Below are 10857 nucleotides of genomic sequence, written 5' to 3'. Positions count from 1 at the left end.
GACCAGCATCCAGTACGCCTTCGACGAATCGCGCAATCTGAAGGGCTCGCTGGTCGCGGCGGCGCTGGTACTGATGGTGCTCGACACGCTGGCGGTGTTCTGGATGGGCGGCCTGCTCTCGCGCCGACCCCGGCGCGCCGCAGCGACCACCGCGGCTGCCCTGCTGATCGCGCTTGGCGCGCTTGTCGGCCATGCCGACCTCGCCCGCGCCGATGACGCGAAGCCGGACGACACGCAGGCGATCGAGGACATCTCGAAGACCCGCATCGCCTATGTGCTGACCGGCGAGCCCGGCGTCGATTCAATCAGCCGCGCCGGACTGGAAGGCCTGACCCGCTTCCTGATCGAGAAGACCGCGCTGGAGCCCGGTGATCCGGCCGGCGTCGACATCGCCAAGGATGAATTGTCCTTCTACCCGCTGATCTACTGGCCGATCGACCCCACCGCCCCGATGCCGAGCGAAACCTCGATCGCCCGCATCGACGCCTATATGCAGCAGGGCGGCACGGTGCTGTTCGATACCCGCGACCAGTTCGCCAACGGCATCGGCGCGAACTCGACCAGTCCGGCAACGGAACGGCTGCGCGACATTCTCGGCAATCTCAACGTGCCGCCGCTGGAGCCGGTGCCTTCGGACCACGTGCTGACCAAATCCTTCTTCATCCTTCCGGAGTTTCCCGGGCGGTTCAACGGCAGCCCGCTCTGGGTCGAGGCCTCGCTCGACGCCAGCAACGCCGAGAACCGTCCGGTGCGCGTCGGCGACGGCGTTTCGCCGATCCTGATCACCGCCAATGATTTCGCCGGCGCCTGGGCGGTGGACGAGAATGGCGACCCGTTGCTGCCGACGGTGCCGGCGGACCCGATGCAGCGGATCTATGCGCTGCGCGCCGGCGTCAACATCATGATGTACATGCTGACCGGCAACTACAAATCCGATCAGGTGCATGTGCCTGTCCTGCTCGAACGGCTGGGGCAGTAAGCATGAACTGGTCGATCTCCTTCGAACCGCTTCTGTCCTGGCCCTGGCTTGCCGCCGTGCTGGCGCCGCTGGCGTTGCTGGCGCTGGTCGGCCTGTGGTTCCGCCAGCGCGGCTCGGTGCTGCGCTTCACAGCCTTGCTGGCGCTCGGCGCCGCGCTGCTCAACCCGGTGTTCCTCGACGAGGAGCGCGACGCGCTGAAGAGCGTCGTCGCCGTCGTCGTCGATCGCAGCCAGAGCCAGGACATCGGCGAGCGTACCAGGCAGACCGACGAAGCGCTCGCCGGGCTGCAGCAGCGGCTTGCCCGCTTCAAGCAGTTCGACGTGCGCGTCGTCGAGGCCGGCAAGTCAGATGCCGCCGAGGAACGCACCGACACCAGGCTGTTCAGCGCGCTGGAAGGCGCCTTCCGCGACGTGCCGCCGTCGCGCATCGGCGGCGCAATCATGATCACCGACGGCGAGGTGCATGACGCACCTGCCGGCGCGCCTGATTTCAGCGCGCCGCTGCACGCGCTGATCACCGGCAACGACCACGAGAAGGACCGCCGCATCAGGTTCGAGAACGCGCCGCGCTTCGGCCTCGTCGGCAAGCCGCTCGACATGACCTACCGTGTCATCGCCACTGGCGATCAGGCCGGTCAGGTCGATGTCCGCGTCTCGATCAATGGCGAGCAGGTCTCGGTCGAGCGCGCCACGATCGGCCAGACGATGCCGCTGCAGGTCACCGTTCCCAATGCCGGCCGCAACATCATCGAGCTCGCCATCGATCACGAGCCCGGCGAGCTGACCGATGCCAACAACCGCGCCATCGCCCTGGTCGACGGCATCCGCGAGAATCTGCGCGTGCTGCTCGTCTCCGGCGAACCGCATGCGGGCGAGCGCACCTGGCGCAACCTTTTGAAGTCGGACGCCTCGGTAGACCTCGTCCACTTCACCATTTTGCGGCCGCCGGAAAAGCAGGACGGCACGCCGATCAACGAGCTGTCGCTGATCGCCTTCCCGACGCGCGAATTGTTCGTCGAGAAGATCAAGGATTTCGACCTGATCATCTTCGACCGCTACCAGCACCGCGACGTGCTGCCGATCCTCTACTACGACTACATCTCCGAATATGTCGAAAAGGGCGGCGCGCTGCTGATCGCCGCCGGTCCCGAATATGCCGGCGAGAGCTCGATCGCCCGTACGCCGCTGATGTCGGCGCTACCGGCGATGCCGAGCGGCGAGGTCGTCGACAAGGCCTTCTACCCGCGCCTCACCGACCTCGGCCAGCGCCATCCGGTGACGCGCGGCCTCGACGGCTCCAACACCGAACCGCCGCACTGGAGCCGGTGGTTCCGCACCATCGGCGTCAAGAACCCCGAAGGCGAAGTGGTGATGAAGGGCGCCGACAATTTGCCGCTGCTCCTGCTCGACCGCAAGGGCGAAGGCCGCGTCGGCATGCTCTTGTCCGACCAGGGCTGGCTGTGGGCGCGCGGCTTCGAAGGCGGCGGCCCGCATGTCCAGCTCTACCGCCGCATCGCCCACTGGCTGATGAAGGAGCCGGAGCTCGAGGAGGAGCGGCTGACTGCCGACGGACGCGGCATGGTGCTGGAGATCCGCCGCCAGACGATGAGCGACGACCCTGGTCCCGCGCAGGTCATCACGCCGTCCGGCAAGGCGCTGATCGTCAGGCTCGAGAAGTCCGAACCCGGCATCTTCCTCGGCAGCGTCGAGACCAAGGAGATCGGCCTTTACCAGGTCGGCAATGGTGACCTCACCGCGCTGGCCCATGTCGGCCCGATCAACGCGCCGGAGTTCACCAATGTCATCTCGACCGAGGACCGGCTGAAGGCGCCGGTCGAGGCGACCGGTGGCAGCGTGCGCCGGCTGGCCGCCACCTCCGCGCTCGGCGGCATTACCGGCGGCGTGACGCTGCCTTCGATCGTTCCGGTCCGTTCTTCCGGTGTCGCATCCGGCGCCGACTGGATCGGCCTGCGCACAACCGACGACAGCCTGCTCAAGGCCGTCTCGCGCGTGCCGCTGTTCGGCGGCTTCCTCGGCCTCGGCCTGCTGCTCCTGGCAATGGGCTCGATGTGGTACCGCGAGGGGCGGTAGCCCCTCCTTCCTTCGCCCCGTTCACGGGGAGAAGGTGCCCAAAGGGCGGATGAGGGGCGGCGCCAACTGAAGTGATTGGCGATCGTCACGGATTATCCAGGGGAAACTCTTCTAGCGCCAGCGCCGCCCCTCATTGTCCTGCCGGACATTTCTCCCCGTATAGTGACGGGGAGAAAAGGCAGTCGCGACCCTACTCCTCCGGTTCCGTCGTAAACAGCAGCGGATAACCCTTGGCCTTGCCGGCGTCCGTCGCCCGCGTCGCCTTGGTTTCCGCGATATCCTTGGTGAAGACGGCGACGACGCAGACGCCGCGCCGGTGCGCGGTGATCATCACCCGCTGCGCCTGGTCCTCGCTCAGCCTGAACTCGGCCTTCAGCACCGTCACCACGAATTCGCGCGGCGTGAAGTCGTCGTTGATCAGGATGACCTTGTAGAGTTTCGGCCGCTCGGTCTGCGGCTTCGTCCTGGTGCGTGGCTTGGTGACGGTTTCAGGCATCGGAACCCGGCGGCGGCAAGGAAGGCTCACATTTTGTCATGCGCGAACGCGACCGTCCATTTCCGCCGACGGCGCGGCCGTTCACGAATCTATGTGGGATCTATCGTCTGCCGTTCAACGGCCGTGGCGGCCGGCGATGCGGTCGATGGGCGGCCCGTCCGCCCTGCGTTCCATCAAGGCCATGAGCGCCCAGGCCGCGAAGGCGATCAGGGTCGTGCCCATCAGCACGATCAGCAGCCAGGTCTGCAGCGGGGTGATGTAGTCCCAGTTGGTTGAGATCTTGGGCGCGAACAGCGAAGGCTCGGTCCGTCCGCTGGCAGGGTCAGGCACGGGACTGGCGGTCAAAAGGATCAGCATCTTGGCCAGACCTGTGACGACCAGGCCGCCAAGCGCCATCGAACGCATAAGGGACGAAAACCGCTTCTTCATGCGGATTGTCCTACAGGATCGGCATTGCGACCGGGTTAAGGATCGCTGGCCGTGGGACCGGTTTCAGCGTGACCCGGTTGGCGCCTCGGTTCGGAGGTCGGCACCAGTCGAGCCAAGGCCGCCCCAGCCGGGGTGCGGCTGAAGCGGCCTCGATTGCAAGAACAGGCTTGCGGATCAGGACTTCTTCGCCGGAGCCTTCTTGGCCTTCTTGACCGGGCACTTGTGCGTCTTGGTCACCTTGCAGACCTTCTTGGCGGCAACCTTCTTCGGAGCAGCCTTGGCCGGCGCGGCGGTCGCCGGAGCGGTCGTCGTCGAAGCAGCCGGAGCAGCGGTCGTGGTCGCGGCCGCATTGCCGAGAGCCGGCATCGAGAAAGCGAGAGCAATGCCGAGGCCGAGGGCGGAGAGGAGGGACTTTTTCATGGCTTCATTTCCTTTTCTTGTGCGGGTCGGGGTTTGAGCGTCACTGAACCGGGTCGATCGGTGTCACTCCAAGCAGCTTCAAAGCGTTCGCGAGCATCCGGATTCCCTGTGCCTGCTTCTTGTTGGCGCAGAACCGGTTTCCCTTTCTCTGAAGTGCCTTCGCCGCGGTGACCTGCGTTGCCGCGGCATGGGTTTCGAGGGCTTCGTCAACCTGGCGGTTGAGATCGCTGCAGCGCTCGGCCCGGGTGATCGGCGTCACCTTTGCGTTGGAGGCCGCGACCGCTGCCGTGACGAGCGAAATGCTGAGCAACGCACCCATCAAGCTGATCGTGAACCTCTGCATTGGTCTTGTCCGTTACTCCGGAGACTAGCGTCGCAGCCGATGACCTGACCGCCACGACACCAGTTATGCCCTTGAAATTTTTCAGGAGTTTTTCCCGACTGTAGAATTTTGTTTCTGGATTGTTTCTGGTGAATCCAGCCTCGCGAAGCATCGTCGCCACTGGCCAAGATATGGCCGGAATTCTATCGTGTGGGTGATATCAGAACGACCACAGGCCACCAGAATGACAGGGTTCCCGTGAAATCCGACGCACACATACTGATCGTCGACGACGACAAGGGCATACGCGACCTGCTTCAGGAGTTTTTCCAGAAGCGCGGGCTGCGCACCACGGTTGCCGCCGACGGCACCGAGATGGAGGCGATCCTGCGGCGCGCGCAGGTCGACCTCATCGTGCTTGACGTGATGCTGCCGGGAAAGAGCGGGCTGGAGCTCTGCCGCGAGCTCCGCGCCAACTACACCACGCCGATCATCATGCTGACGGCCGTCACCGAGACCACCGACCGGGTCGTCGGGCTGGAGATGGGCGCCGACGACTATGTGCCGAAACCCTTCGACCCGCGCGAGCTGCTGGCCCGCATCCGCGCCGTGCTGAGACGCAACGGCGTCGCCGAGCCGCGCCGGCCGGCCGCCAAGCAGATCTACCATTTCGCCGGCTGGACGATGGACTGCTCGCGCCGCCGGCTGACGGCGCCCGGCGACGTCAGGGTCGAGCTGACCATGGCCGAATTCAACCTCCTGCAGACCTTCGTCAAAAGCGCCCAGCGCGTGCTGACCCGCGACCAGCTGATCGAGCTGTCCGGCGGCGACACCGGCTACAGTTTCGACCGCAGCGTCGACATCCTGGTCAGCCGGCTGCGGCGCAAGATGGAGGACGACCCCAAGACGCCGAAGCTGATCCTCACCGTGCGCAGCGGCGGCTACCAGTTCCTGCCCGAGACGACCACCGAATGAGACGCTTCCTGCCGCAGACCCTGCCCGTCTGGGTGCTGCTCATCGTCATTGCCGGCCTGCTGATCAGCCAGGTCGCGACGCTCTACATCGTCTCGCGCGACCGCGCCGCCGCCAACGACGTGGTCGACCTCTACCGGCTGAACGACCGCGCCTTCTCGCTGGTGCAGCTGATGCATGATGCGACGCCGGAGGAGCGCAAGGCGACGGCGTCAGGCCTGTTCAACGCCACCTATGCGCTGACCGTTTCCGATACGCCCGCCGTCTCCTCCTCGATTGCCGGCGACGACGAGCTTGCCGAACTGGAGGACATTCTCGTTGGCCGCCTGTCGAAATTCGGCATCACCGACGCGCGCGTGCGGCGCGATCCGGCAACGCAGGAGGCCGATGCTCCCGGCGGCGTCATTCCCAACAAGGATGTCGGCCAGGTCGAGCGCGACCTCCTGGTGCTGGCGGCGGATTTCGCCCAGAGCGACAAGCTGACGGCCTCGCTGCGCTTTGCCGATGGCCAATGGCTGAACTTCACCGAGCCGATTACCCCGGTGGGGCCGATCCTGAGCTTCGACAGCCTGCCGCTCTATTCGCTGATCGCCGGGCTGGTGGTGGTGATGTCGATCTGGTCGTTGCGCCGGCTGACCGCGCCCTACCGGATGATGGAAACCGCCGTGAACCGGATCGGCAACGACCTGAAGTTCCCGCCGATCGCCGAGACCGGCAGCCGCGAGATCCGCGCCGCCGCCAAGGCGGTCAATGCCATGCAGGTCAGGCTGCGCGCCTATGTCGAGGACCGCGAGCACCTTGCGGCGGCACTTGCCCACGATCTGCGCACGCCGCTGACCAGGATGCGGCTGCGCCTCGAATTGCTGCGCAAATCGCCGGCCCGCGAAGCGCTCGCCCATGACCTCGCCGACATCGAGAGCATCTCCAGCTCCGTCATCGACTTCGCCAAGTTCGAGGTGACCGAGGAAAAGGCTGAACGCATCGATTTCTGGTCGCTGGTGGAATCGATCGCCGACGGTTTCGAGGAGGTTTCGTTCGACCATGACGGCACCCGGCCGCGCGGCCTGATCTGCGTTGCTCGGCCGGTGGCGCTGAAACGCTGCGTCACCAACCTTGTCCAGAACGCCGTGACCTATGGCAAGAAGGCGCATCTCAGCCTGGAGCGATCAGAACACACGGTCACGCTGGCCATCCGCGACGAAGGTCCGGGCATCCCCCAGGCCCAGCTCGACGCGGTGTTCGGCTCGTTCGTCCGCATCGAGCAGTCGCGCAACCGCCAGACCGGCGGCCTTGGCCTTGGCCTGACCATTGCCCGCAACATCGCGCGCGCCGCCGGCGGCGAAATCAGCCTCTCCAACAACCCTGGCGGCGGCCTGCTGACGGAGCTGCGCCTGCCGCTGGCAGCTTGAGTCAGGAGGCGGCGGGCCGCTTGCCGTGGGGACTGGATCAGCCATGCCATCCTTGGGATAGTGCGGCCCGCTCCGGCTTGAGGAAAATCGCACCCATGTTCTACGCTATCCTGGCCTACCACGTCGAACAAACCGTCCAGTCCTGGACGCCCGAGGAGGATGCCGCGCTGATGGTCGACCTGCTCGAGGTCAACGACAGGCTGACCCGCGCAGGCAAGCTTGGGCCGGCGGCGAGGCTGGGCGAGACGGCGAAAGCCGTCACGCTGCGCGGCCCAGGCGACGGCATGGTGATCGACGGACCCTTTGCCGAGACCAAGGAACAGTTGCTGGGCCTCTATGTCCTCGACTGCGCCGACCAGGACGAGGCGATTGCCACGGCGCGCGACCTCAAGCGCGTCAATCCGAGCGCGGTCTACGAAATCCGGCCGATCATGCTTTACCTGCCCGGCGCGCCGCTGGCTGCCGGCAAGGGATGAGAAGCGCCTGCAGGGCAATTCAGGCAGTGCGCGTCGGCAAGGATCACCGCAGAGGACTGCGCCCGGCGATGCGGCCGCGGGCCGCGACATCGGCGGGAGCTTCATCGACGGGATAGCCGAAGTCCTTCAGGTCAGATATCGACAGTCCGGCCAGAGCCCTGCGCTGCATGGCATCCTGATACCAGCGCCGAAGCCCGGCGAAGGCGGTCGCGACATGGGCAGCGAGAGTGCCGGCAAAACGGGAGGTCGGCCGGAAGCTGCTGAGGCTGATGTAGGTCATTGCAATTCTCCCTCTTTCGAACTCACGAGGGCAATGTCCCACCGGCGCGCTTTGCCGATGTTCATGCAGGCGTGAAAACGCGGGGAAAAACCGCGAACAGCAGCGCTAAATCGTCGTTAAGTCGGCGACGGGACGTGATATTCTATCTGAGGCTGTTTCTCGGGGGTCGGGGTGCATATCCGATTGCTTGGCGACATCGAGGTTGCCTCCGCAGGCGGGCAACCTTTGCATTTCGCGACGCGCAAGACGGCGTTGCTCTTTGCCGCGCTCGTTTTGGCTGGCCCCAAGGGCCTTCGCCGCGAGAGGGTGGCGGCGATGCTGTGGGCTGGCAGCGGCGAGCAGCAGGCGCGAAACAGCCTGCGCCAGGCCCTGGTCGACATCAGGCGGCTGTTTCCGTCCACAGGCGACGAGACCATTCGCATCGAAGGCAATGCCGACACCATCTGGCTGGCGGCGAATGCCGATGAAGCCGACATCTGGATTTTTGACCAGAAGTGCCAGGCCGATGATGGTGCAAGCCTCGCGGCAGCGGCCGACTTCTACCGGGGCGACCTGCTCGACGGGCTGGCATTCCCACACGAGATCGACGAATGGCTTGCGCCGTTTCGGGCGACCTACACTCGCAAGGCGCTGGACCTGGTCGAGCGACTGAGCCTCTTGCCGGAATTGGGTTCGCACCAGGAACAGGCGTGTGAAAGACTGGCCGAGCGGCTGGTGGCTCTCGACCCATGCGCCGAGCAGGCCCACCGCGCCCTGATCCGGATCTTCCGAAGCCGCGGCAAGACCAACGATGCCTTCCGCCAGTTCCTGGCCTGCAAGGAAGCCCTGAAGCGCGAGCTCGGAGTCGAGCCCGAAGAGGCGACGCGGGCACTGCTCGAACGCATCGAAGCGCCGGGGCATCTGACGGAACCGATGGCCGAGGGCGGACCGCCTGAGGTCGAACCGTCCCGCCCGGAAGCGAAGGCGGAGCCGCCGCGCCCTGCCGTTTCAGTGCCGGAAAAGCCGTCGATTGCTGTTCTGCCGTTCCAGAATATGAGCGGCGACGCCGAGCAGGAATATTTCACCGACGGCGTCGTCGAGGAGATCACGACGGCGCTGTCGCATGTGAACTGGCTGTTCGTGATCGCGCGGAATTCCGCCTTTGCCTACAAGGGCCAGGCGGTCGACGTCACGCGCGTGGCACGGGAACTCGGTGTGCGCTACGTGCTGGAGGGCAGCGTCCGCAGGGCCGGCAGCCGGCTGCGCGTGGCGGGCCAGCTCATCGAAGCGACGGCGGGGGTGACTCTCTGGGCTGATCGCTTCGAAGGCGACATCGCGGAGGTGTTCGAACTGCAGGACCTCGTCGCATCCAGCGTCATCGGCGCGATTTCGCCCAGGCTCGAGCAGGCCGAGATAGCGCGCGCCAAACGCAAGCCCACCGAGAGTCTCGACGCCTACGACCACTATCTGCGCGGCATGGCGAGCCTTTACCGCTGGACGAGGGAGGGGCTGGAAGAGGCACTGCCGCAGTTCTACAAGGCTATCCAGCTCGACCCCGATTTTGCCGCCGCGCAAGGCGCTGCCGCCTGGTGCTATTTCTGGCGGATGGCGAATGGCTGGATGACAGACCGGCAGAAGGAGACCACCGAGGTCTCGCGGCTGGTCGGCAACGTCGCCATCGCCGGCCACGACGACGCGGTGGCGCTGGCCTTCAGTGGTCTGGCGCTGGGCTATGTCATGGGCGACTACGAGGCCGGTTCGGCACTGGCCGACCGCGCGCTCGTGCTGAATCCGAACTGCGCCGCCGCCTGGAGCGCCAGCGGCTGCCTCAAGGCCTGCCACGACGACCCGGACATCGCCATCGAGCACCTGTCGCGGGCAAGGCGGCTAAGCCCGCTCGATCCGCTGACCTTTTTCATGCAGTCATTCACCGCTTTCGCGCATTTCGTGGCCGGCCGCCACGATGATGCGTGGCCAATTGCCGAGGCGGCTTCCCGCGCGCAGCCATACTATCTCACCGGCCTGCGCGTCGCGGCCGCCAGCAATGCAATGGCCGGCAGGTTGGATGCCGCGAGCAAGCATATCGCGCGCTCGCTGCGGCTCGATCCCGAACTGACGCTTTCCAACCTCAAATACAGGGTGGGGCTGATCAAGCCGGACTATTTCGCCAGATATGTCGAAGCGCTGCGGCTGGCCGGCTTGCCCGAATGAGTGCTCCTTTCAATCCGGCGACCTGCCTCAGCCGCTAAACCACCATCGCGAGCTCCGGCAGCGCCGCGTCCGCAACCGTCAGGAATCGCGTCAGCAGCGCGGCGCATTTTTGCGCATGGGTCGCAATGAGGAAGTGGCCGGCGCCGTCGACGACCGCGCGACGCGCATTCGGCAAAGCCCGTGCCAGCACGTCGGTCATGGCCACCATCGCCGGATTGGCGAACTCGCCCCTGACGAGGAGAACCGGAATGTCCAGGCGGCGGTAGTCCTCGACCCCAGCCTCGAACCCGAAGTCCGTCAGCCAGTCGATCGCATTGGTCGCCGCAGTCTTGCGGCAGTAGTCGCGGACGGCCTCGGGCATCGCCGCAAATGTTCCCGGACGGCCCCAGAAGTCGATGATCATGGCCGCCGCATCGGCTTCGCCGGCATCGACGGCGGCGCTAAATTCGCGGCTGAGTTCCAGAACTTCTTGATGGATATTCCGCCTCGGCGGCCGAGCAAGGAGGGCCAGCGGATTTGCCTCGAACAGCGTCAGGCTCGCCACCTCGACGGAGTTTGCCAGGGCAGCGGCAAGGGCGACCGTACCGCCGAAGGAATGCCCGACCAGATGCACGGGTTCGCCGGCGCGGCGTGCCGCATGCTCGATGATCCGAAGCTCGTGCCGCATGCCGAAATCATCGCGCCTGCGGGTCTCCGCCGTCGCCCCGTAGCCGCAGAGACTGGTGCCGATCATGCGATAGCCGGGCGCAAGCCATTTCTGCATCGGCCGCCAGGCCGCATGGGTGCTGAACGAC

At 65.7% G+C, this 10857-nt stretch carries 12 protein-coding genes; 6 read left to right on the top strand and 6 right to left on the bottom strand.

Annotation, left to right across the window (positions count from 1 at the left end; translation table 11 throughout):
• The coding region (locus tag EN738_RS22665; protein WP_145966901.1) for a DUF4159 domain-containing protein at positions 1-979 on the top strand (979 nt) is incomplete at its 5' end.
• 2 nt (positions 980-981) lie between these two features.
• The gene (locus EN738_RS22660; protein WP_127285670.1) at positions 982-3069 is read left to right on the top strand and encodes a hypothetical protein; all 2088 of its coding nucleotides are present in this window, start codon (positions 982-984) and stop codon (positions 3067-3069) included.
• A 190-nt stretch (positions 3070-3259) separates the two neighbouring features.
• Here the strand turns inward: EN738_RS22660 and clpS are convergent, their stop codons facing one another.
• The 4 genes from clpS to EN738_RS22640 all read right to left on the bottom strand — a co-directional run bounded on the left by clpS (position 3260) and on the right by EN738_RS22640 (position 4757).
• Positions 3260-3565: an ATP-dependent Clp protease adapter ClpS gene (gene clpS, locus EN738_RS22655; protein ID WP_127285669.1), complete on the bottom strand. Its 306-nt coding sequence runs from the start codon at positions 3563-3565 to the stop codon at positions 3260-3262.
• A gap of 114 nt (positions 3566-3679) precedes the next feature.
• The gene (locus EN738_RS22650) at positions 3680-3994 is read right to left on the bottom strand and encodes a hypothetical protein (protein WP_127285668.1); all 315 of its coding nucleotides are present in this window, start codon (positions 3992-3994) and stop codon (positions 3680-3682) included.
• 174 nt (positions 3995-4168) lie between these two features.
• On the bottom strand, positions 4169-4414 hold the full coding sequence (locus EN738_RS22645) for a hypothetical protein (protein WP_127285667.1): 246 nt from the start codon (positions 4412-4414) through the stop codon (positions 4169-4171).
• 40 nt (positions 4415-4454) lie between these two features.
• Positions 4455-4757: a hypothetical protein gene (locus EN738_RS22640; RefSeq protein ID WP_127285666.1), complete on the bottom strand. Its 303-nt coding sequence runs from the start codon at positions 4755-4757 to the stop codon at positions 4455-4457.
• A 237-nt stretch (positions 4758-4994) separates the two neighbouring features.
• On the opposite strand from EN738_RS22640, the gene EN738_RS22635 reads away from it, so the two are divergent.
• The 3 genes from EN738_RS22635 to EN738_RS22625 all read left to right on the top strand — a co-directional run bounded on the left by EN738_RS22635 (position 4995) and on the right by EN738_RS22625 (position 7593).
• Entirely contained in the window at positions 4995-5711 is a 717-nt protein-coding gene (locus EN738_RS22635) for a response regulator transcription factor (protein ID WP_127285665.1), read from the top strand.
• A complete protein-coding gene (locus tag EN738_RS22630) occupies positions 5708-7117 on the top strand; it encodes an ATP-binding protein (protein ID WP_127285664.1) in 1410 nt (469 codons plus the stop codon). The genes EN738_RS22635 and EN738_RS22630 overlap by 4 nt, the downstream gene beginning before the upstream one ends.
• 95 nt (positions 7118-7212) lie before the next feature.
• On the top strand, positions 7213-7593 hold the full coding sequence (locus tag EN738_RS22625) for a YciI family protein (RefSeq protein WP_127285663.1): 381 nt from the start codon (positions 7213-7215) through the stop codon (positions 7591-7593).
• Positions 7594-7636: 43 nt separating this feature from the next.
• On the opposite strand, the gene EN738_RS22620 is transcribed toward EN738_RS22625, so the two are convergent.
• Positions 7637-7873: a hypothetical protein gene (locus tag EN738_RS22620; protein WP_127285662.1), complete on the bottom strand. Its 237-nt coding sequence runs from the start codon at positions 7871-7873 to the stop codon at positions 7637-7639.
• Positions 7874-8098: 225 nt separating this feature from the next.
• On the opposite strand from EN738_RS22620, the gene EN738_RS22615 reads away from it, so the two are divergent.
• A complete protein-coding gene (locus EN738_RS22615) occupies positions 8099-10063 on the top strand; it encodes a BTAD domain-containing putative transcriptional regulator (protein ID WP_245493354.1) in 1965 nt (654 codons plus the stop codon).
• 34 nt (positions 10064-10097) lie between these two features.
• On the opposite strand, the gene EN738_RS22610 is transcribed toward EN738_RS22615, so the two are convergent.
• On the bottom strand, positions 10098-10857 hold a 760-nt coding region (locus tag EN738_RS22610), incomplete at its 5' end, for an alpha/beta fold hydrolase (protein ID WP_127285660.1).

The organism is Mesorhizobium sp. M4B.F.Ca.ET.017.02.2.1 (assembly GCF_003998955.1).
Classification (GTDB): Bacteria; Pseudomonadota; Alphaproteobacteria; order Rhizobiales; family Rhizobiaceae; genus Mesorhizobium; species Mesorhizobium abyssinicae.
Note: the sequence above shows the minus strand (reverse complement) of the source record. Positions and strands in the feature narration are given on the sequence as shown.

Bases quoted from the DNA above. Each gene is read 5' to 3' on its own strand.
- clpS (WP_127285669.1), bottom strand. From the start codon at position 3,565: ATGCCTGAAACCGTCACCAAGCCACGCACCAGGACGAAGCCGCAGACC.
- EN738_RS22625 (WP_127285663.1), top strand. From the start codon at position 7,213: ATGTTCTACGCTATCCTGGCCTACCACGTCGAACAAACCGTCCAGTCC.
- EN738_RS22630 (WP_127285664.1), top strand. From the start codon at position 5,708: ATGAGACGCTTCCTGCCGCAGACCCTGCCCGTCTGGGTGCTGCTCATC.
- EN738_RS22650 (WP_127285668.1), bottom strand. From the start codon at position 3,994: ATGAAGAAGCGGTTTTCGTCCCTTATGCGTTCGATGGCGCTTGGCGGC.
- EN738_RS22620 (WP_127285662.1), bottom strand. From the start codon at position 7,873: ATGACCTACATCAGCCTCAGCAGCTTCCGGCCGACCTCCCGTTTTGCC.
- EN738_RS22660 (WP_127285670.1), top strand. From the start codon at position 982: ATGAACTGGTCGATCTCCTTCGAACCGCTTCTGTCCTGGCCCTGGCTT.
- EN738_RS22640 (WP_127285666.1), bottom strand. From the start codon at position 4,757: ATGCAGAGGTTCACGATCAGCTTGATGGGTGCGTTGCTCAGCATTTCG.
- EN738_RS22645 (WP_127285667.1), bottom strand. From the start codon at position 4,414: ATGAAAAAGTCCCTCCTCTCCGCCCTCGGCCTCGGCATTGCTCTCGCT.